Origin of the sequence: Acinetobacter proteolyticus (assembly GCF_000367945.1) — a bacterium.
GTDB classification, from domain to species: Bacteria; Pseudomonadota; Gammaproteobacteria; order Pseudomonadales; family Moraxellaceae; genus Acinetobacter; species Acinetobacter proteolyticus.
In genome coordinates, this window is record NZ_KB849179.1 from 1,454,511 (window position 1) to 1,477,709 (window position 23,199).

Sequence of the window (23,199 nt, forward strand, 5' to 3'; positions counted from 1 at the left end):
CTTTTATTTTTAAGTTTCCCCTTAGCTGATATGAACTCATAAAAAAACAACCTATTGATATATAAATATTTTATAAAAAACAAATTCTTAAAGTCCAGTTCATTTGTATTCATTACAGAAGCATAGTATTTTAAAAAACACATGAAAAATAAATAAATTTCAAACCTAAAGATAGATCGAATAATAAAAGTGAGATCGAAAAATGATTGAATGGTTACAAGGCGAATTAAAACATAGCCCAGAAATCTTATTGTTCTTATCCTTGGCAATCGGTTTCTGGATTGGTCAGTTTCAATTCGGAAAATTTCAGTTTGGCGGTGTGGCGGGTTCTCTGCTTGTTGCAGTCGTACTCAGTCTCATCGGTGTGCCCGTCGACAATGGGGTCAAAGCCATTCTGTTTGCATTGTTCATTTATGCAGTTGGCTTTGAGAGTGGTCCCCAGTTTTTTAAATCTCTCGGCCCACAATCGATAAAAGAAATTCTCTTAGCTGTGTTTATGGCGGTTAGTGGTTTAATCACAGTCTTGGTCATGGCTAAGTTATTCCATTTAGACAAGGGTTTAGCTGCAGGACTCGCTGCTGGCGGAATGACCCAATCCGCGATTATTGGGACGGCGGGTGATGCAATTTCCCGACTCGACCTGCCTCTGGCTGAAATTCAAAAACTACAGGCTAATGTCGCCATCGGCTATGCCGTGACTTATATTTTTGGTTCATTGGGTGCCATCATTGTCTGTGTGAATATTCTGCCTAAATTTATGGGCAAAGAAATTCACGATGATGCTTTAAAAGCGCAGTCTGAACGTCTCAAGGGTGCTTTTGAATTAGCCCCTGGTCAAGAACTAGCAATGCCAGAAATCGTTGGGCGTATTTATAAAGTCAAACAAGCCAGTGGACAAACCGTGGCTGAACTTGAAGCCAAACAAAGCAGCATCACCATCGAGCGCTTAAAGCGTAAAGATCAATTGATTGATGTGGCACCAGAACTGACTTTACAAACCGATGATGTGATCTTACTGGTCGGGCGTCGTGCCAATGTTGTTGCTATTTCAGACCAAATAGGTACTGAGCTACAGTCTTCACAAGGTATGGAAATGATTATGGATACCACGGATGTGATCCTAAGAAATTCCAAATATATCAATCGTAGTCTCGGTGACATCAAAGCCAATACCCCTGCTTATTTAAAACATGGCATTTATGTGTTGGCAATTAAACGTAAAGATGAAACCCAAACCTTGAGTGATGATACCGTTCTACAACAAGGTGACGTCATTACCGTTTATGGGACTAAAAGTGATCTGGATCGTTTGGTTAAAGAAGCAGGTACAGCACTGCCAGAAAGCTTAAAAACCGACTGGATCTTCCACGGCGCAGGGCTGGTGGTCGGCTTACTAATTGGTCTGTTTGTAGTCCGTATCGGTGATGTCCCTCTAACACTCGGTGCAGGTGGTGGTGCGTTACTGTCAGGTCTTCTGTTTGGCTGGTTACGCAGCCGTAATCAAGTCCATGGCAACATGCCTTTAGCTGCATCACAGCTACTGAAAGATTTGGGGCTTGCAGGATTCGTTGCTGCGGTTGGTTTGCAATCTGGGCTACAGGCGATTCAAACTATTAAAGACAGCGGTCTGTCTCTATTTATGATTGGTGTGGTGGTCACCTTAGTTCCGCTGATTCTTTCTATGCTTTTTGCACGTTATGTGCTGCGTTATGACAACGTTGCAGTTATGGCAGGCGCCTTGTCTGGCTCCCGTAGTGCCAACCCTGCCTTTGGTGCAATTTTAGATAAAGCAGGAAACTCTATTCCTACAGTTCCATTCGCCATTACTTATGCATTGGCAAACGTATTCTTAACTCTGCTTGGCCCCCTCATCGTCGGCCTTGCCTAAAGATAATTTGTATTCAATCACTTATTACTTCCACTATAATTAAGGAGACTTCCCATGGGGAACGTTGATTATTCAAAATACTCAAAACTCAGTCCATTCGAACTCAAAGATAATTTAATCGAACTTGCCCAAAGCAAAACAGACAGAATGATGCTAAATGCAGGGCGCGGAAATCCAAACTTCTTAGCCACCATTCCACGTCGAGCCTTCTTCCAATTGGGGCTATTTTCAACCACCGAATCAGAGTTTTCGTTCTCTTATATGCCAGAAGGCTTAGGCGGCTTCCCTCGCCCAGTTGGTCTGCAATCTCGCTTCGATAACTTCATTATGCACAATCGGGATAAACCCGGCGTGGTATTTTTAGGCAAAGCCATTTCCTATGTCCGAGATCAGCTCGGTTTAGATCCCGATGCTTTTTTACTGGAAATGGTCGAGGGAATCTTAGGCTGTAACTACCCTGTTCCAGACCGCATGCTACGCATCAGCGAATCGATTATCAAAGAATATATCCTACGTGAAATGGGCGTCCAAGGCATGCCGAAAGAAGGCTTAGACTTGTTTGCGGTCGAAGGTGGAACCGCAGCAATGGCCTATATTTTTAACTCCTTAAAAGAGAATAAAATTATCGCCAATGGAGACCGTATCGCGATTGGTGCACCCATTTTCACTCCGTATTTGGAAATTCCAAAACTGAATGATTATCAACTTGAAGAAGTGTTGATCGAGGCCGATCCAAAACTCGGATGGCAATACCCTGAATCTGAATTGCGGAAATTGGAAGACCCATCGATTAAAGCGTTCTTCCTTGTAAATCCAAGTAATCCACCTTCTGTAAAACTCAGCGATGAAGGTTTGGCGATCTTGGCGGATATCGTGAAAAAACGACCTGACCTGATTATTTTAACCGATGATGTGTATGGTACATTTGCAGACAATTTCAAATCACTGTTTGCAATCTGTCCAGACAATACCATCTTGGTGTATTCATTCTCTAAATATTTTGGGGCAACTGGTTGGAGACTCGGGGTAATCGCCCTCTCAAATAATAATATTCTGGATCAAAAACTGGCTGCGCTGTCGAAAAAAGACAAAAAAGAATTGGAGGAAAGATATTCTTCTTTAACCACCGATCCTGCCAAGATCAAATTTATTGATCGTCTGGTCGCGGATAGTCGCAATGTGGCACTAAATCACACGGCGGGTCTGTCTACACCACAACAAGTGCAAATGGTACTGTTTGCTCTGTTCAATATGATGGATTCGCAACAGAACTATAAGAAGGCGGTTAAATCCGTGGTACGTGAACGTGATGCCGCCCTATATCGACAATTGGGGGTTGAAGTGCCTGTCGATCCAAATACAGTCGATTACTATACCTTGGTCAACTTGGAAAACACCTCTCGAACCCTTTATGGTGATGAGTTTGCAGATTGGGTAATGAAGAATAAGAACCCAACCGAATTATTATTCCGCGTTGCTGATGAAACAGGTGTGGTACTGTTACCAGGTTCAGGCTTTGGGGTACAGCACCCTTCTGCCCGTGCTTCATTGGCCAACCTGAATGAATACCAATATGCTGCAATTGGGGATTCCTTAAGACGTTTTGCCGAAGAATCTTATCAAGAGTACTTAAAAACCAAGAAAGGAAAAAAATAAATCTGAATCGAATTTTCAGTAAATAAAAAAAGCAGCTTAAGCTGCTTTTTTTATACTTTCAGAATCAAAATTTTAAATTAAAGATCAAGTACCAGTTTCTTGCCTTTGGCACGCGACACACAGATCATCATCGACTGCTGTGAGGCTTTTTCATCATCACTCAGATATTGGTCAAAATGCTCTGCCTCACCTTCTAGAATCGTGGTTTCACACGTGCCACACACTCCTTCACGGCATAAACACTCCACATCAATATTGAGCAATTCAATTGCTTGTAAAATGGTTTGATTGCCTTGAACTTCGACTTGCTGATTGGATTTGGCCAACACGACTGTAAATGCTTCACCCTCTTCAGGCACAGTTGAAGCAAACTGTTCCCAGTGAATATATTCATCACGATAACGGTGATAATTACAACGATCGATCACCGCATCAATCATCGGTTTCGGGCCACATACATAGACATGCGTACCTTTGGGTTGAATGCCAATCAACTTGTCTAGATCCAGACATTTTCCATCCGAATCGATATAGCTAAATATATGTTCACCATGTTTCTGTTTGAGCTCTTCCAGCAGTGCAGCATGCTCTGGCGAACGATAGGCATAATGCAACTCATAGTCGGCACCACGTGCAGCCAACTCATCCATTTGCGGTACAAACGGCGTAATCCCAATCCCACCAGCAATCAGAATATGTTTCTCACCATCTGCCGCCAATGGAAACAAATTTTTCGGTTCAGAAATCAGAATCTCACAGCCTTCATTGCACTGATCATGCATAAAAACTGAACCACCTTTACCTTCAATATCTTTACGGACACAGACTTGGTAAGTCGATAGATCTTGAGCACAGCTCATCAGTGAATAGGCATTGGATAGCTGGTCATTCATTTTCACAATGATATGACTGCCACCATTGAATTGAGGGAAATTTTGTCCGTCCTGACGTTTAAATGTAAATCGTTTGATCAGTGGAGTCAGTTGCTCTACACGTGTGACCACTGAAGCAAACATTTCATAATGACTAGCCATGTCTAAATCCTCTTTACCACATGCTGCTCATCTCAGCATTTTCTAATTTTAAGCGTATATTGCCTGTTGACCCTCGATGAAGAGAGTCCTCACAGGCAGTATTGCTATAACCCTAAGCACATATACTTAATGGTCATGAATTCTTCCAAACCATATTTAGAACCTTCACGACCAACACCTGATTGTTTCACACCACCAAATGGCACCACTTCATTGGAAATGGCGGTTGAGTTCATCCCGACCATGCCATATTCCAACTGTTCAGCGACACGCCAAATCCGTGAAATATTTTCGCTATAGACATAAGCCGCTAAACCAAAAATAGTATCGTTGGCTTGCGCGACCACATCGGCTTCATCCGTAAAGCGAATTAATGGTGCCACAGGTCCAAAAATCTCTTCCTGAACAATGTCCATATCACGCGAAACATCGGTTAACACCGTCGGTTCAAAGAATGTCTGACCCAATGAATGCTGTTGACCGCCACAAGCCACTTGTGCACCTTTACCACAGGCATCATCAATCAACTGTTTTGCTTTCAACACCGCTTTGTCATTGATTAACGGCCCAATCTGCACATTCGATTCCAAACCATTGCCGATTTTGAATTTCTGTACCTCTTGCACAAACTTCTCGGTAAATGTCTGATAAATCTTGTCGTGAACGTAAATTCGATTGGCACAAACACAGGTTTGACCTGCATTACGGAACTTGGCAAAGATTGCGCCTTGTACCGCTTTATTTAAATCTGCATCATCAAACACGATCAGTGGTGCATTACCACCGAGTTCTAGAGCCAACTTTTTAATGGTGCCTGAACATTGCTGCATCAATAAACGACCGACTGGTGTAGAACCGGTAAAGGTCAGTTTTTTGACTTTTTCATGACTACTAAAGACTGAACCAATCTCTTGCGATTTGCCCGTCACCACATTAATGACACCCGCTGGGATGCCCGCCATTTCTGCCAGTTTGGCAAGCGCAAGTGCACAATACGGGGTTTCATTGGCAGGCTTGATTACGATGGTACAGCCTGCTGCCAAAGCAGGTGCCGCTTTACGGGTAATCATGGCAATCGGGAAATTCCACGGCGTAATCGCGGCAACCACGCCGACAGGTTCTTTGGTGATAATAAAACGCTGCTGGCTATTGGTGGTTGGAATCACGTCGCCATAAACACGCTTGCCTTCTTCGGCAAACCATTGGATAAATGAGGCCGCATATTTCACTTCACCCAAAGCCTCGGCTACGGGCTTGCCCTGTTCAATGGTCATCATTCGTGCTAAATCATCGGCATGCGCCAAAACCAGTTGATACCAAGCCAATAACAGGTCTGCACGTTTTTGTGCAGTCAAACCTTTCCATGCAGCTAAAGCTTGATACGCCACTTCAACCGCTTCAGTAGCTTCTGCTGCGCCCATATTTGGAATGACGCCAATTTCTTCACCTGTCGCAGGGTTGGTCACAGCAATGGTGGCATCGGATTGTGCACTCACCCATTGACCATTGATCAATCCGCGTTGTTGAAATAACGGACTTGCTTGCAAACTTGACATGTCATGTTCCTATCGATTGAAAGCAAGGTACGGCCTGATCACCGCACCTTAAATTATCTGATGCCTGAGACAAAATTATTTGTGGTATTGCGCAACAAGATTTTGGAAATAAGCAATACCGTGTTCACTGATTCCTGAACGTTGCTTGTCGGTCATGATACGACCTTGACCACGATAACCCCGTGATTTTAAACCACGTTGCACGCTTTCAACCAGTTCGAGGTCTTCTGGGCGGAAGACATTGCGATACCATTCAATCAGGTCTTTCTGGTCTTGGGTCAGTTCTTCATTGGTGAAGAAAATGTCATAGTGCTGCAAAGTAGTTTCCGCATCCATCGGGAACTCATAGATCACGGTCATGAAGTTTGCACCTGGTGGTACGTTAAACATGGTACAAGGCCAAGTCCAGAAACCACTAAAAGTTGGATCCTTCACCGATGGGTCAAGCTTGAATGATTTTTCTGAAGAACGAGCATAACCATATTGCAGCGTCCAGTTTTGATGGGTGGTGTGCCAGTATTTATCCACCTGTACCGAGTCAGCAAAACCCGGATGCGCTGGACCACAGTGATAACATTCTAAATAGTTATCCACGATCACTTTCCAGTTGGCAGGTGTTTCCGTTACGAACCGTGCCACCAGTTTCAAATCCTTAATGACCGCACAAGCTTCATTCAGTTTTTGTGCAAATTCAGGCAACTGATCTTCAACACAGGTCGCATTTTCATCCATATTGATAAAGACAAAACCGCCATATTCTTCCACTTTTAATGGCACCATGCTGGAGTTTTGCTTGTCAAAAGACTCAACATGATCACAATTACGCGCCAGCGCCAAACTACCATCCAGCTTGAATGTCCATGCATGATACGGACAGGTAATCACGTTTTTGGCTTTACCGCTACCGCTTAGCAGCTCATGACCACGATGTGGGCAGACATTATAGAACGCACGTAATACGCTGTCTTTGCCACGAATCACGATGATGTTTTCACCAATCACCTTACGGGTAATATAGTCATTGGCTTGGGCAACTTCACTGCCATGTGCCACGCAAATCCAGCTTTTCGCAAAAATTTCTTCTTTTTCACGCTCAAACACCTGAGATGAGGTATAGAACACTTTTGGAAATGTCCATGCCACATCTGGGTTTGAACAGAAATCTTCTGGTAATTTTTCAACTGCATTCATGGTTTTACTCCATTAAACTCTTTTGTCCTAACGACCGTTTTATCAAAATTGGCTGATGTTCAAATCACTTGAACATTTGCTTTAACGAACTCAGCATGTGCTGATATAAATCCTGCACCACAGGACAGTCCCGTACTAAACGTAAACTGCCATGCAGTAATCCTTTGCCGAGATAAAACTCGGCAGCAATATTGGCTTGTTTTAACTTGTTCACGAAAATACGTCCGTCGTCACTCAGTGGATCGTATTCAGCCACCGCAACAAAACTGCGTGGCATGTCAGAAAAATCCTGTGCGTTTAATGGCGCTAAACGTGTATCTTTCCAATCACTTTCATTCGGCGCATATTCCTTCAGGTAATAATGCATTTCCTCGAGCGTCAGTAACGGTGCATGTGCATGCTGCTGGCAAGACGCGGTATCAAAACTACTGCCCAAACATGGGTAGATCAAAGCCAAACCACAAGCCTGATTGCCTGTATGCTGTAGCTGAACCGCCAGTGCCGCGGCTAAGTTGCCGCCTGCGCTATCACCTGCTAATACCAACTGCGCTGGATTGATGTTCCAGTCTGCGCCATGCGTACGCAGCCAGTGATAGACCGTTTCACAATCCTCATAAGCGGCGGGAAAATGATGTTCTGGTATCAAACGGTAATCTACGCTCAACACTGCAACATTCAGATCACGGCATAAATAGCGGGTGATAAATTCATGTGAATCCAGATTGCCCAGCATCCAGCCACCACCATGGATAAACAACACGCAAGGCCAACCCTCCGCGGGTGCTTGGCCTAATGGTGAATACAACCGAACATTGACGGGATGAGTGGCATGCGCAACGGTTTTATCTTCAATATTGACCGTTCCATCTCGTGGCAAGGTGTAGTTCAAGCACATCGCATCATAGGCTGCACGAATTGAATCAATATCGTTATCCGCTGCTGAATAAATGCTGCTCCAGTACACCAGACTTTGCATTTCTTCACTTAATTCATAGCGCATGTTCGGTTGCTGTGTCATGACAATTCCTTTTGACTGCTTTTATGTGCCAGTGCTGTTGCCGCAATATCAATCTGCATCTGTTGATTTGGGTCAGTATGCTCAAGCGCTTCCAAGTCACTAAAGCTGCGCTGTTCAATCAAATGCGATGGCACTTTGGAATAATCCTCAATCAACCATTTCACCAAACCATATGTCTGTACCAGAATAATCACAATAAACGGTAAGGCAGTCACAATGGTGGCGGTTTTCATGGTGTCTAATGGCGCCTTAGAGAAAATCATCGCAATTGGCACCAGTGTTAACATCAGACACCAGAACAAACGCGCATTTGGAGATGGATCTTGCCCTTCACCTAAACCACGGGTACAAGTTGCAGAAACTGCATAGCCCACTGCATCCATATGTGCTGCAAGGAAAATCACCATAATGCCAAGGAACAACCACATCATCAGCTTGCCTGCTGGCAATAAACCGAGCAGTTGACCAATAGCCACTTCACCGCCCTGTTGGCTCAAGATTTGTGGAACATTGACCATGCCTTGAATGAAGCTGTGAACGCTGTAATTTTCAAACACCCCAAAGATGAACCATAAACCAACGCTACCGCCGATGACCATGGCAAGAATCACTTCTTTAATGGTGCGTCCTTTGGATACACGGGTCACAAACAACGCCACGCCCGGTGCATAAGAAATCCACCATAACCAATAGAATACGGTCCATTCACGGGTGAACTTTCCATCGCCCATCGGGTCGGTAAATAAGCTCATATCGACAAAGTTAGTCGCCATCAGACCAAAACTCATCAATGAATTATTCATAATGAATTGGGTTGGTCCAAAGCACAGCACATAGATCGCAAACAGCACCACGCCCAAACACACCATATGACTCAAACGCTGCATGCCTTTATCCATACCGACATAGGAGCTGAGGGCGAATAACACCGACACCGCCAAGATGATGATGACTTTGGTCATAAAGGTATTTGGAATACCCGTGAGTTGCGACAGAATATTGGTAAAGGTCACCGCGGTCAGTACCAGTGAAATGGTCAAGGCACCAAACATACACAGCAAGAACATCAAGTCGACCACGCGACCAACTGGACCAGTCGCTTTAAAGCCAGTGACCGCTTCCACCATTGACGCCAAACTTAAGCCTTTATTCTTCCTGACATGGTAGCTATAGCACAGTGAAATCGATGCCAAAGCATAGATCGACCATGCACTCAAACCAGAGTGAAAGAAGGAATAGGCCACGCTGTATTTCAGCGCTTCTGCCGATTCAGGGGCTAAATTCAAACCCGGCGTTTGATAATAATAGGCCCAGTCTAGAAAGCCCCAGTACAAGGTCGAAGACCCAATCCCCGACAAAATAAACATGAAAATCCATGACATGGTGCTATATTGGGGCTTACCTTCACCGAGCTTGATTTTGCCGTATTTACTAAAGGCCAAACCGAAGGTAAAAATAATTGATAAAAAAGCAAATAACAGGACTGGCGTGGTAAACACTGACGTGGTCCATTGCATCCATTTTGCAGCCAGTTGTATTGATTCAGATGAGTAGATTGCCAAACCAGCCACCGATGTAAATACAACGGCAAGACTGGTGATCGCAAGCGTCTTATCTGTATAAGGTTTTATAATTTGATTATCCATATCTATTCAATCCATCTCGGATAGTGACTATTCCCTCAGGGGTACTTACTCCATCGCGAATAAATCCATTTTTTGCTGAGTCACACAGGATGCAATCGCATCACCCACTTCATAGGTCTTGGCAGTTCCACCGACATCAGGTGTTTTCGGGCCATGCACCAAAACATGCTCAATCGCCTGCATGATTTCCTGTCCTGCCTGAATCACCTGCTCATCTCCATCTGCCAAGAAATCCAGCATCATGGCACCCGACCAGATCGCTGCAATGGGGTTGGCAATTTGCTGACCGTAAATATCTGGCGCTGAACCATGCACAGGTTCAAACAATGATGGGAATTTACGTTCAGGGTTAAGGTTGGCCGAAGCCGCCAAACCAATGGTGCCCGTGCATGCAGGTCCTAAATCCGACAAAATGTCACCAAATAAATTCGATGCCACCACCACATCAAAACGCTCAGGCTGTAGAACAAAACGTGCCGCTAAAATATCGACATGCTGTTTATCTGCCTTGATCTGTGGGTAGTGTTTTGCCATTTCATCGACACGTTCATCCCAGTACGGCATGCTGACGGCAATGCCATTGGATTTAGTCGCAGCTGTGATTTTTTTAGCCTCACGCTGGTCCGCAAATTCAAAGGCATATTTTAAGATGCGATCGACACCATGACGGGTAAACACCGCTTCCTGCAAGACGAACTCACGATCAGTCCCTTCAAAAGCTTTACCACCAATCGCTGAATATTCACCCTCACTGTTTTCACGCACCACATAAAAATCGATATCGCCCGGTTGTTTGCCAGCCAGTGGACATTTCACCCCAGGCATTAACCGAACAGGGCGTAAGTTCACATACTGATCAAAACGACGGCGGAACTGCAGCAATGATCCCCACAGTGAAATGTGATCTGGCACCTTTTCAGGCCAACCCACCGCACCAAAGAAAATTGCATCATATTGCTGTAAGACTTCAAACCAGTTATCCGGCATCATTTTGCCGTGTTCAAGGTAATAATCGCAGCTGGCCCAATCGAAGCTATCCATTTGAACTTGAATGCCATATTTGTCTGCTGCTGCCTTTACAACCTTGATGCCTTCTGGTAGAACTTCTAAACCAATCCCATCACCCGCAATCGTGGCAACTTTATACTTTTTTGCCATAACGCTCCCTTACACCTTTGGTTAATATCCTTAGCTGTAAACATGCTGTTTTCAGCAGCAATGATCAATAAGAAAACTATCACCCCAATGGACACGGATCGTGAATAATCTACCTAACCTATCGGATTTAAAGGTTTTTTGCACAGTCGCCAAACGCAAGAGTTTTGTCGATTCAGCTGAGGAGCTGGGTGCTTCACCTGCATTTATCAGTAAACGCATCAATATTTTAGAAACCAATCTGAACTGTAAACTGTTCCATCGCAGTACCCGTCATGTCAGTTTGACCGAAGATGGCAAACTGATTCTGGATCGGGTCTCCAATATTCTGGATGAATTTGATGAAATCAGCGAGTTGGTGAATAACCCCTTAAGCACGCCCACAGGTCATCTCGACATTGTCAGCAGCTTTGGTTTTGGCCGTAAACATGTTGCGCCAATTCTGTCTAAATTGATGACCATGTACCCAAAACTGGAAATTCAGTTTGATACCATCGACAATACCAAAGACCTGATTCAACACAGCATTGATCTGGATATTCGCATTGGCAATGAAATTGCCCCGAATATGATTGCCAAAAAACTGGTATCGAATTTCCGAATTTTCTGTGCTGCGCCCAGCTATTTGTTGCAACAAGGCATGCCTGAATGTCTGGAAGATTTACGTAACCATGATTGCCTCACCATTAGTGAACGAGATCAATCTTCAGTATTGTGGAAATTACGTCATCCTTCAGAAGATCGATCGGTACATGTCACACCACGTTTTATCTCCAATAATGGCGAGATTATTCACCAGTTGGCGATTGAGGGACATGGCATTATCTTACGTTCGATTTGGGATGTGGCGGATGAATTGATCAGTGGTCAATTACAGCATATTTTGCCTGAATACTGGCAAGATGCCGATGTTTGGGCGGTCTATCCTTCACGTTTAAAAAGCTCATCTAAATTACAGACCTGTATCCTGTTTATTCAAAATGAACTGATCAACCGTTTACAGCATATCCAGAACCTAAGCCGTGGTCAGCTGATCCAGCCGATTGAACCGATCAATCCAAATACGGAGAAAGTATTTCTATAATCGCGCTAAGCTGCCTGCTTTCTTTTTTCAACCATATCATGCACATTAGCAAGATCATGAATTAACAGGCAGCTTATGAGCACGGCAATATTTGGCCTTATTTTACTTGCAGCGACATGTCATGCCACATGGAATGCCATTGTAAAAGCGGGTACAAATAAGTTTTTAACCACCGTATTGGTCACTGCATCCGCAGCAGTTTTAGCCGCACTACTGCTGCCCTTTTTCCCGATACCGCAACGCGAGAGCTGGCCTTATATTTTGGCCTCAACAGCAATACAAATTCTGTATTTTGGTATGGTGGCTAAAATCTATCGTGTTGCCGATATGGGCCTGACTTATCCCTTAATGCGTGGTACAGCACCACTGATTGTGGCCGTGTTAGGCACTTTGTTATTACATGAACAACTTCAATTCAATGCATGGCTAGGCATCATCACCATTTCCATCGGCATTTTATCGATGATTCTGGCTGCGCCCAAAACGGGACGCAAAGGCATTGGTCTGGCCTTGCTCAATGCTGTGCTGATTGCGGGTTATACCTTACTGGATGGTCATGGCGTTCGCCTTGCAGGATCAGCCATTGCCTATATCCTATGGAGTTTCGTGCTCTCAGGACTGATCTTTTTTATCTTTGCCCTGAAAATGCAATATCGTCAGATGGGTACGTATTTTCGCCATAATTGGCATTTAGGTTTAATTGGTGGAATCGGCTCATTTTTCTCTTATGGTTTGGCACTGTGGGCAATGACGCTTGCACCCGTTGCGATTGTTGCCGCACTACGAGAAACCTCGATTTTATTTGCTACGCTGATCTCGATCTTTATTCTAAAAGAACGCATCAATGCAGTACGGATTATCTCCTCATGCATCATTTTAATCGGGGCACTGATCTTAAGAACCGCCTAAACAAAAAAGCCAGTCTATCGTAAACAGACTGGCCCATTTTCAACGCCGAATTTAGAAGTAATAACCTAGCGATAAATAGAACAATTTATTCCATTGATTGCTGTCACCTTGCGCCAATCCATCTGCGCCACTGCCCGTCATTGGGTCATTGCGACTCCAGATATATTCCCCCTGTATACCGACTTTTTTATAGTTAAAATATAGACCTGCGATTAAGCGATCCGAATCTTGATAGCCTGATTCATCTTTATAAAAACGGCTATACGAGACATAAGGTTTAATATTTTCTAACTGATGAAAAGGCTTGGCAAAGGTGTAGTTAATCTCATTGGCCATATATTTACCTTTGTTGGCCACTTGATAAGGATAGTCAAATGCGCCAATGGTCGAACTTTTTGGCAAAAGATCATCTGCATTTTTAATGTCCTGCTCTCCTGCCAAAAACAACCATTGCCATGCCTGATAATTGGTGGTGCTAAAAATGCTCCATGTACTACGATGCCCATCTTTATTGGTTCGGTTATTTTCCAATTCCGAATACCAGTAAGAGCCACCAATTTCCGTGGAGAAATTCTGAGATTGATCTAGTTCAAACTTTCGGGATAAACGCGTCACCCACATATTCTTTTCATCAATATCGGTGCCTTGGGCCAAATCATCTGCCCGCACAAAGTTACCGCTATAGCGACTGGAATCCTTGGATGTGCCTTTGTAGTTACCACCATCAGTCGGGTAAAAACCGAGAATGAAGTTATACAGATTGTCCTTAAACTGGTATTTCACCCCAAGGTTTTGAATGTCTTCCAGTCCTACGGTATTCAGCAAAGTTTCATAATAACTATTGCCCCAGAGTCGTCCAAAGCCGAAATCAACTGATTGAAAACCGACTGTCAGTCGTTGCTGATCAGAGAATTTATAGCCTGCCCAAGCATCTTTTAAAAATAGTGCATCACATAAGCGGTCATACTGGTAGCAACGTACATCCATCGATGCAATCCAGTCTGGGTTTTCATAACTCAAGACCGCCTTGATATCGGCCAGTTGCCAGTCATCATTTTTGGAGCCTTCATTGGCTTCGACAATATAATCTTTATGGATATAGCGGGTACGGATTGCGCCTGTCAGTTTTAGTTCACCCGCTTGGGTTTTCGGGTCACCTATACTTAAATCGGTGGCCCAGACTGGCGTATTTGCTAAGACACCCATTGAACCCAAGAGAAGCAGTGCTTTTTTCATTGTTGTACGTCCTTGTTTAACCTCATATGAAAATGAAGAAATTCACGCTGACAAACAATGCTTAAACTATAAAGTTGGTCTTTACAGAGTGTGTTTAATGGAACAGGATTAGAGATACTGAAGCTATCCGCACGTAAATTAAAAGGTTTAATCTATGCAAAATATAGCTTCAGCTTTTTTCATGGTTTAAAAGTTTACGGTAGAAATCTCTTCTACAACCTTTAATCCTTGCTGCGTTTTTTTAACTGAGTACATATTTAAATCCATTGATGAGGCTAAGCCAAATTGAAGCCGTGTACTCAAAAGAATTGAAATTTTACTACTGTCATTTATCAACTGTGGCTCAAGTCTTTGTAAATTATCTGCGAACTCTTGTGCGAAAAAAGAATTTTTAAGTTTTATTGGGTCATTGATCTGTACATCAAATAAAATGAGTTGAGTCTCTGATTCTTCATCTGTTTCTGAAATACGTTTTACATGGATAATTTCGGGTTGACTGTCCTTAAACTTGTTAATTTCAACAGTATTATCCCGATCAAATAGGTTGAAAGAAGATATGCCAGTACCTAAACACACCAAGGTAATCAATGTTGCAAAAATCTTATGCTTAGGCCACATCTCAGGAACTTGCTGTTCTTGATCATCTTTTTGTAAATTAATCACCATTGAACTCGCAACGAAGTCATGAAGTGAACGGCGGTTTTGTCGGTTAAAAATATAAAAATAAATAAGCAGAATTTGTAAGCAGACCAATAACAGGTTGAATAGTTCAGATAACAGTAAAATCGGAAAATAACCACTTAATGACACGAGGCAGGATGGCGCAAACAGAATTGCTGAACGAAGTAATGATGGGATTACAGCAAGATCTTTCCCATGTGTATCAGTCACTCTAATTTTTAAAAGCTGTTTGCCAAAAGTTTGTCCAGAATGTAAGTGGCTGTTTAACAAACCAAAATATAAAATAACAAAGGCATATCCAATAAAAATAGATATAACTGGAAACGGATACATAAACTCAGAGAGAAGTCGAATCGTACTCCAGCAGAAACCTCCTACCAGTAATAAATCAATAAGAAAAGCAAATGATCGGCGCCAGAAACCAGCAATATAAAAAAAATTTACAGAAGACAAAACATACCCTTTATATTTAATTAAAAATTTATAACTTTAGCTATCAAACTAAAATTTCAAGATTATATAAGAAATCCTAATAAAATACATTAATGAAGCATCTCACCCAAGGCTTTTATATTCAACCACTCTTCATCTTTATATTTCATTTTAGCCAATAACTTTTGATCACTGATTTTTCGTTTATACTGTTTATATATATTAATATTATTTTTATTCAAAAATTCAACATACTCACCACCATTTTCATTGCGATGGAATTCAGCAAAAAACAAAACTGTATAAAAATCTTGTTTTTGAGTATCATTCAAATCCTCTAGCAACACATCTACGTGATTATAGAACTCAGTATAAGTTAGGTTTCCACAAAAAGTTTTACCCTCTATACGGCTGATCGCTTTTTGCACACCTAAATCTTTACTTAGTTCCAGCACTCTCTGATTAAAGCGATGTACACACGTTTTTTCCTCAAGTAAAGAACAACTTAAAAGAGGTACTACTATTAAAGAAATGAGTAATTTCTTAAAGTGATTTGTCATTTCCTTCTTACCCATAAATCTTTTATAAAATAAATTCAAAAATCCGTATCATATTTAACTTTTACTTCTCAAATAACATTCATTAAAAGTACCATTAGCAGTATGTCTAAAAAAAATATTCCAATTCTTTTCAAGCTGTTTACCAATATCTCCTCGGCCTAGTTCGTTGTTATCGACAAGAACTTGTGGAGGAATTATTTCTAATTGGCGAGAACCTTGGCAAAATATATAGCCTTCATTAATTTTTGATCTAAAAAACCAACCTTTTTCAGGTAGTATCTGATCTTTGTAGAATTCAAACTGTTCTATACTTAAATTTCTAGCACTAATTTTATAAACAACGTCATTTGAAGAAAATGATTGATAACTTCTTTCTCTTTCTAGCTTATCTCCAAAAATATCTTTAGCCTCTCTTTTCAACTCTATATTAATTGGATGATTACTTCTTCCAATCTCTAGATTTTCATCTTGTGCACAGGAAGTTAAAAGTATGACAATTAAAAAATATTGATATATATTTTTCATTATATAAACACACACTTTGCTAAAAAATTAAAATATTTAAATTCAAACATTATTTCTTGTAGTCATAACAAACATAGCGCTTTGTATTATTTGGTGACATAAATATAACATGCCAAAAATTATCCAACTGCATACCAGCAGAACCTTCAACCAAAACTGTATTTTTAGAAATAACTCTAGGGGATATTATCTCTAATTGTCTTTCCCCATCACAAAAAATATAACTTTCATTATACTTTTTATAGAAAGACCATCCCATTTTTTTTAAATCTTTACTCTCTTCTTTCATAAAAAAATTAATATCAAATTTATCTGCTTTAATTTTATATGCCACAGTGTTATCAGTATATGAAGAATAAGTACTTAAGTCTTCAACAGTACCATTAAATAAAACTTTTGCCTCATCAACAAATCTTTGATTAACCTGATCTAAATAAGGATTTTCTGCCACCTTCTTATCACATCCGATTAAAAAGAATGAGAGGGTTAAAACAATTTTTTTCATAAATTATTACTCACCTCTTGTTCCAACCAGTTACAAAATAACATTGTATAAAAATTAGTTAAAACAATGCAAAACAACACTTTACTCTGAGTAAAATTAAAAAAATAAGCTCAAATTATTTTTTAAGCTTATACCCACAATTCGTACACTTTTTAGTATAAATACTAAATCCAAGATTAGATAAACTACCTTCTTTTTTAAAAAAACTTTCATTACAATTTGGACAAATATTTTCATCAAAAATTAATATTTTTAATATATACATACTATATATAGCCACAATAAAAAAACCTAGGAACACTAAAACATTGAGATCAAACTCACTACCAATCACTGTAAAAAATGCAAGTATTGTTATAGAAAAAAACTGGTAAGCAACAACTTTTTTGGCTACACCTCTTAGTCTTTCATTAACATTCCCATTCATTGTTTTTTGCCCCAGTATTAATTAATTTAATAAACGTAAAGCAAGGAGTTGTACCTCCTACAAAATACATAAACACTTCACAAACTTCCTTTAAAGGAATAACACCACATCCAATTAAAAAATAAAATTACATACAATATAAAAGCTCAACTCCCAATTTAATAAAAAATTTATTTTACTACACTCATATCATCTGGTTTTCTGGGAGTGGCAAAATGAACTATAAAAATTATCTCTCACAACTATTCACACCATTTTTGTTATAGTACAACCCTATATTCCAAGAGTTTATATCCTCATAAGTAATTTCCTCACCTTTCTTGTTTCTCTCAATCAAATCATTAGGATACAAAATCCCAATAAGCTGATAATTGCCAAGACAATACAAGGTATAGTTTTCCGAACTTTCCATTTCAACCCACCCATCTGATTTTATTTTATTTTTTATCTCATCCATTTCTACATTTGATAATTTTTTCTTATCAATTAAAATTGTTCCAGCATGATTTCCAGGACGTCTAATAGATGACTCAAAAATAGGATCATAAGATTCAAAATACTTAGATATGATATCTTCAAAATTAATCATTTCACTTTTTTGTTCAGTTTCATTCACATGTGTACATGCAAATGAAAAAAAACAAACAAATAATATAATAACATTCTTAATATTCATATTAATTACCCAACCTTTCTTTTGCCTTATCATATTCTTTATTAATATTAACTGATTTCTGGTTTATAGAAATACCACCATCCCAACCAACAGTTTGTGAATTTAATCCAATTTCAATTGCCTTTGGTGTCGTAATATCAAACCAATCTTCATTTACCGGATTAGATACTCCAACCCGTACATTTCGAAGAGTCACACCTGCTCCACCAGCCAAACCATCTAAGAATGAATCTGTAGCATCTGCCACAGATAAACCTTTAGTTTTATTAAAAATATAACCTAAGCTACAATTCCCACCTAGTGAGTCTGATAGTTTTTTTATACTTACTGAATTATTATTTACACCTGTATATTTTTTATTCTCCACAAAAGGTGCTGAATCCAACCCTTTTCCTATATATGACTGACCATTATATAAGTTTATCGTAACTGCGCCCGTTAAAGTTGTAGCAGATCCAGAACAAACTAAGTAATCAGGCCTTCTGCAGGCTCCCGCTGTTTGACATAATAGTACTGTAAAAGATATAGTGGAACTAGCTCTTTTATATGCACTTTTCCCTATTGATATTGCTTCATCATATAGAATTTCAGCTCCACCTTTTACATAAGGGTATAAATATTTAGCTCCTGTTTTTATATTAGTACCCACTATCTGAGCACCATTTAAAATTTCATCACTCGTTTTCTTGATTTGCCCCCCTATTAATACAGCACCACTAGCAGCTGAAGTCATATTTTTCACTGCCAAATCAAATGGTTTATTTAATAGCTCTCTTTCACTTTTTGTAATCCATTCATTACTCTTATAATTTTCATTTTCACTCAACCCAAAAACATCTATATTTTTCAAAGGATTCATAACATATGCAAAAATATTAATTCCACCTGATAGTCCTATCGGATCTTTACTCATATACCTTGCACTATACGGCTCATAATAACGATAACGGTTATAATGCAGTCCTGTTTCATTATCGTAATACTGACCTTGGAATCTAAGATTACTCTGCTCAAATGGATTGTCCTTATTTAGCATTTGAATCTCGAGCGCAGTCCCCCACGTATCCTGAGTAATTTCCCAAACACATTCACCTGTGGCATTACTCAGTGTTTGCGGTGTTCCCACCTGATCACAATGATAAAAAACAGTTTGCTCTAAAGCCATACGGTTCTTACGTGTATCGCTACTCCAGATCGGATCTTTATAAACCGAATAAGGCTTGTTGAGATATTCACTATAATCAGGTGTTTCTATCAGTTGAATAAAACCCTGATACCCTGCCTGCATTAAAGGTACAAAGCTGTCAGGCTCATAAACATAATGTTTGGTATAGCTATTCTCGGGATGGTTCGAATTTTGGCTAGATTCCCAAATCATCAAATCACCATCCCAACCAAATAAAGTGAAATCTTGATTTGATGATTTCTTATATAAACGACGTCCAAAGACATCATAACCATACTGAGTCACTTTTCCATTCAAGTTACTTTGAATCAAACGGTTATGATTGTCCCAAGTCAGTTTTAAAACCTTGCCATTTTGCGTGGTTTCAATCACATTGCCTTGTACATCATATTGATAATGCTTGCCTTGATACTGCTTGATTAAATTGTTTTTGGCATGTGTTGTCTGGTTGATTGGGTCAATCAGATTCCCCGCTGGATCGAACTTAAAACTCTCGTTTTTATGCTGACTCTGGGTTGAAATCAAACGTCCAATCGGATCATATTGATAATTAAGCTGTCCTAAACGACTGTCTTCAACTTGGGTGAGCAAATAGTTTTTATCGTATTGATAATGTCTATGCGCTTGGTAACGGAGTCGATCTGATGTTTCTTGCTCAGGCTCAATCTGTTGAGAAATCAGTAGTCCGACATCATTATAATGCTTGGTTTGCATCAAACCATTTGCCAAGAAACGTACCGTTTCACGATGCAAATCATCACGCTGGAAAGAAACAACATCCTGTTGGTTAAACGCAATTCCGTAGATATGTCCTGAACCATAGCTCAGATTGGTCTGTTGCTGTCCGTCTGGACGAATGGTTTTAACCAGATGACCCAGTTCATCATATTCATAACGCAGTACAGCCGTTAGATTCAACATCTTATAATGCTGGTGTTCACGCACCAATTGTCCAAGCTGATTACGATACAGTTGAACCTGACTTTCTGCATTACTGGCTGAGCTTAATTGTTGATTTAAATTATATTCAAATTGCTCTATCTGGCTTTGGTGAGTATGCAGATGCGTATATGTTTTAGAAGCAATCTGTCCATCATCATGATAGCTAAATTCGGTCAGAATATTGGGTTGGCGAATCTGGAACAATAGACCATTTTCACTATAGCTATAGTGCTTTTCCTCACCATCAAAGGCTTGTTCACTGACCAACTGACCAAACTTGTTATAGTTAAACTGGTATTCAGCCCGATTTTGGTTAATAAGCTTTTGGATACGGCCCTGCTTATCCCATTGATAGCCCACACGGTGCTGATTGGCATCAATGCGTTGTTCTAACAGGCCGACAGTATTGTATTGATATTGAGTGGTTAAGCCGTTGGTATCGGTGTGATTAAGCAGGCGACCTTCTTGATCATGCTCAAATAGCTCTTTCAAGCCATCTGGATATACGATGGCTTGAAGCTGACCTTTATCTTTGCCTTGCATGCTATACAGATATTGAACTTTCTGTTCATTCGCCGCTTGTTGGGCACTTAGATCACCTTCTTCATCATATTCCCATGTACTGCTTTTGCCTGAACAATCGGTATAAGACAGCATTTGCCCTTGATCATTGTACTGGATTTTCTTGATACCTCCTTTGGCATCAACCACTTCCACCACCTGATTATTGCTGTTGTATTTATATTGAGTGACATGACCTAAAGGATTAATCTCTTTGCTGACATTACCCTGTGTATCATATTCACGTTTCCAGATATTACCTTCTGGATCTTTGGTCTCGGTTAAATTGCCTTGTTCATCATAAGCAAAGCGAATCACACCACCATTCGGCTGTACAATTTTCGCCAGTTGGCCCTGATCATTATATTCTTGCTGAGTTTCCCGACCTTCAAAGTCAATCTGTCGGGTGATGCGTTTTTCACCGTCACGAGAATACCAAGACTCTCGACCATCGGCTAAACGAGTACGATAGGTAAAACCATCCAAATCAAAATAATAATAGGTTGGTACATTATAGGCATCGTAAACCGCAACTTGACGTAAACGCGGATGCCATTTTAGTTTGGTATGGAAACTGCCATCATCCGCCCATTCTTCAATGGCTTTGGCATTTGGCAACGTCGATTCATAACGAATATTTTGTCCACGACCTGTACGATCGGTATAGCGCGTTAGCTGATGCGCCTGATTATATTCGTATTGACGTGCATGTCCATTTTGATCGAAAGCTGTGATCAGATTGCCTTGTGCATCATAAAGATAGCGTGCCCAAGGCTCAATTTGATCATCCACAAATACCGCAATAATCTTAACTTGCTCATTAAAGGCAAATTTTAGTTGGTGCTGAGCCTGTTCAAATTGGAAATCAATAGTTTGCAGATAAGCAACACCATCTGCCAAAAGGTAACTTAGGCTAATTTTTTCATTGGTGTTTTCATTGAATTGTTGAATTAAATGATAGGGCTGACCAAGACCAAATTGATGAAAATGGAAACTCCAGTCACCACCAAAATTTAATAGTAAATCACCATTTTCAATTGGGTAAACCGTCATTCCTTCATAGGGAACGGTGTAAGCCTGCTGCAAAATCGTGGATGGTAAGGCATGTTTGCGGCCTTTCGCATCAATGAAGATATAACCTTGTGGCTTTGGCAGGATCACATTGGAAAAAGGCATCATCCAACGAGCACCCATCATCCCCTGATCAAACTCATCCATTTGCGAGTTATATTGGCGGCTAAATACAAAACCAACTTTAGGTAAATAGAAATCGGCATGCTGAACCCGCTCTGCGCCAATTGAATAACTGATACTCTGACCCGTCTCTGAACCATTACCTTCACAAGGCGGTGCATTCAACGCATCTGCCTGTAAGCTCACAAACTCTAAGGTATCCCCTTTGGTATGGCGCTCATATTCTCCCGTCTGGTTAATCGGCACACTGGCATTGCCTTTATTTTCGCTGGCCTGAATCGCAGTTAAAGTTTGTTGTAATAACCAGGCCAAGCTGTATTTCTGCCCTGCATTGGCTTGCTGCTGTAAAGTCTGGCTTAAGGTTGCGATTGCTTGTATTGCTTCTTGTTGCAGGCGTGTTTGAATATTTGGTTGTAGTTTAGGGGTTAAATCTGCCTGACTCGGTTTACCGATTAAATCAATGAGAGGTGCGGCCCAATTGCTAAATTTGAGTTTGGGGTCTCTTTTCTCTGCTGTCGCACCTGCCGACGTTACAGTCATGCTCGCACTTATCGGTGTCGCAGGCACGGACAAACTCGTAAGAATACTACTTCCTAAAATCGTTGCCTGTGAGAGCAAGGTCGCTAATTTGGCTTGCGTTTCTTGTAAAAACTTTTCTAAATCACCTGCGACCATCGCATTCAGATGCAGGCCCAAGCGTTTAATATCCGCTTCTTTAATCTTTCCATTTTCTGGATATAAACATTGTGACATTAGACCAAACATCGGACGTAATGCCATACGCGCATGTGCTTCATTGCTTGGTTCTGCAAATAAACCAATTAAATTTGCAGCGAGCAATGCACCCTGTTGTACCGCAGCATCCTCTGTCTTGCTGTCGGTCGCGTATAAAATTAAATCCAGCACACTGCCTGTTAAAGCAAAAATATTGGCTACCGTTGCAGTATTTGCACTACCTTGTAATTGTTCTAAACTAGTATTTCCACATACCTGTAAATAAAGCTGGATTTGCTTGGCAATCATTTGCAGGTCAGTTACCGTGTGTACGCTGTCCAAATTAAAAACAGCAAGTTCAACCTTCGACGCTTTTTGATCTGTTGCCTGTTGTGTTTTTTCCGTAGCCATCAATCTCAAACC

At 40.7% G+C, this 23,199-nt stretch carries 18 protein-coding genes; 4 read left to right on the forward strand and 14 right to left on the reverse strand.

Annotated elements, in window-relative coordinates; translation table 11 throughout:
- The first annotated feature begins 202 nt into the window (after window positions 1-202).
- Both aspT and F993_RS09945 read left to right on the forward strand, forming a co-directional pair.
- Window positions 203-1,888: an aspartate-alanine antiporter gene (gene aspT, locus F993_RS09950; RefSeq protein ID WP_004654293.1), complete on the forward strand. Its 1,686-nt coding sequence runs from the start codon at window positions 203-205 to the stop codon at window positions 1,886-1,888.
- A gap of 54 nt (window positions 1,889-1,942) precedes the next feature.
- Window positions 1,943-3,544, forward strand: coding sequence for a bifunctional aspartate transaminase/aspartate 4-decarboxylase (locus tag F993_RS09945; RefSeq protein WP_004654295.1), 1,602 nt, complete (start codon window positions 1,943-1,945; stop codon window positions 3,542-3,544).
- Between the two features lie 77 nt (window positions 3,545-3,621).
- Here F993_RS09945 and cntB read toward each other — a convergent pair whose 3' ends face one another.
- The 6 genes from cntB to F993_RS09915 all read right to left on the reverse strand — a co-directional run bounded on the left by cntB (window position 3,622) and on the right by F993_RS09915 (window position 11,147).
- Window positions 3,622-4,578 (reverse strand): carnitine monooxygenase, reductase subunit CntB, encoded by a 957-nt coding sequence (cntB, locus tag F993_RS09940; RefSeq protein WP_004654298.1) that lies wholly within the window; start codon window positions 4,576-4,578, stop codon window positions 3,622-3,624.
- Between the two features lie 104 nt (window positions 4,579-4,682).
- Window positions 4,683-6,134 carry an NAD-dependent succinate-semialdehyde dehydrogenase gene (locus F993_RS09935; protein WP_004654300.1) on the reverse strand — a complete coding sequence of 484 codons (1,452 nt, stop codon included), beginning with the start codon at window positions 6,132-6,134 and terminating at the stop codon, window positions 4,683-4,685.
- A gap of 75 nt (window positions 6,135-6,209) precedes the next feature.
- On the reverse strand, window positions 6,210-7,325 hold the full coding sequence (gene cntA / locus F993_RS09930; RefSeq protein ID WP_004654302.1) for a carnitine monooxygenase subunit alpha: 1,116 nt from the start codon (window positions 7,323-7,325) through the stop codon (window positions 6,210-6,212).
- Between the two features lie 64 nt (window positions 7,326-7,389).
- Window positions 7,390-8,343 (reverse strand): alpha/beta hydrolase, encoded by a 954-nt coding sequence (locus F993_RS09925; protein WP_004654303.1) that lies wholly within the window; start codon window positions 8,341-8,343, stop codon window positions 7,390-7,392.
- Complete coding sequence (locus tag F993_RS09920) at window positions 8,340-9,995, reverse strand: BCCT family transporter (RefSeq protein WP_171066045.1); 1,656 nt, start codon at window positions 9,993-9,995, stop codon at window positions 8,340-8,342. Before F993_RS09920 ends, F993_RS09925 begins: the two co-directional genes overlap by 4 nt.
- Window positions 9,996-10,034: 39 nt before the next feature.
- Window positions 10,035-11,147: a tartrate dehydrogenase gene (locus F993_RS09915; protein ID WP_004654307.1), complete on the reverse strand. Its 1,113-nt coding sequence runs from the start codon at window positions 11,145-11,147 to the stop codon at window positions 10,035-10,037.
- A 100-nt stretch (window positions 11,148-11,247) separates the two neighbouring features.
- Between F993_RS09915 and F993_RS09910 the strand changes: the two genes are divergently transcribed.
- Together F993_RS09910 and F993_RS09905 are read left to right on the forward strand one after the other, a co-directional pair.
- Window positions 11,248-12,228, forward strand: a complete 981-nt coding sequence (locus F993_RS09910) for a LysR family transcriptional regulator (RefSeq protein WP_004654310.1) — start codon at window positions 11,248-11,250, stop codon at window positions 12,226-12,228.
- 75 nt (window positions 12,229-12,303) lie between these two features.
- Complete coding sequence (locus F993_RS09905) at window positions 12,304-13,137, forward strand: DMT family transporter (RefSeq protein WP_004654312.1); 834 nt, start codon at window positions 12,304-12,306, stop codon at window positions 13,135-13,137.
- A 51-nt stretch (window positions 13,138-13,188) separates the two neighbouring features.
- On the opposite strand, the gene F993_RS09900 is transcribed toward F993_RS09905, so the two are convergent.
- From F993_RS09900 to F993_RS09865, 8 genes are all read right to left on the reverse strand, one after another.
- Window positions 13,189-14,373: a porin gene (locus F993_RS09900; protein WP_004654314.1), complete on the reverse strand. Its 1,185-nt coding sequence runs from the start codon at window positions 14,371-14,373 to the stop codon at window positions 13,189-13,191.
- A 186-nt stretch (window positions 14,374-14,559) separates the two neighbouring features.
- Window positions 14,560-15,507: an RDD family protein gene (locus F993_RS09895; RefSeq protein WP_004654316.1), complete on the reverse strand. Its 948-nt coding sequence runs from the start codon at window positions 15,505-15,507 to the stop codon at window positions 14,560-14,562.
- Window positions 15,508-15,596: 89 nt separating this feature from the next.
- Window positions 15,597-16,061, reverse strand: coding sequence for a hypothetical protein (locus F993_RS09890; protein WP_004654317.1), 465 nt, complete (start codon window positions 16,059-16,061; stop codon window positions 15,597-15,599).
- Between the two features lie 39 nt (window positions 16,062-16,100).
- Window positions 16,101-16,571 carry a hypothetical protein gene (locus F993_RS09885; protein ID WP_004654318.1) on the reverse strand — a complete coding sequence of 157 codons (471 nt, stop codon included), beginning with the start codon at window positions 16,569-16,571 and terminating at the stop codon, window positions 16,101-16,103.
- Window positions 16,572-16,620: 49 nt separating this feature from the next.
- Window positions 16,621-17,076 (reverse strand): hypothetical protein, encoded by a 456-nt coding sequence (locus F993_RS09880; protein ID WP_004654321.1) that lies wholly within the window; start codon window positions 17,074-17,076, stop codon window positions 16,621-16,623.
- A 115-nt stretch (window positions 17,077-17,191) separates the two neighbouring features.
- Window positions 17,192-17,503 carry a hypothetical protein gene (locus tag F993_RS09875; protein WP_004654323.1) on the reverse strand — a complete coding sequence of 104 codons (312 nt, stop codon included), beginning with the start codon at window positions 17,501-17,503 and terminating at the stop codon, window positions 17,192-17,194.
- Between the two features lie 229 nt (window positions 17,504-17,732).
- Entirely contained in the window at window positions 17,733-18,179 is a 447-nt protein-coding gene (locus F993_RS09870) for a hypothetical protein (RefSeq protein ID WP_004654325.1), read from the reverse strand.
- A gap of 1 nt (window position 18,180) precedes the next feature.
- On the reverse strand, window positions 18,181-23,187 hold the full coding sequence (locus tag F993_RS09865) for an RHS repeat-associated core domain-containing protein (protein ID WP_004654326.1): 5,007 nt from the start codon (window positions 23,185-23,187) through the stop codon (window positions 18,181-18,183).
- Window positions 23,188-23,199: the final 12 nt, after the last annotated feature.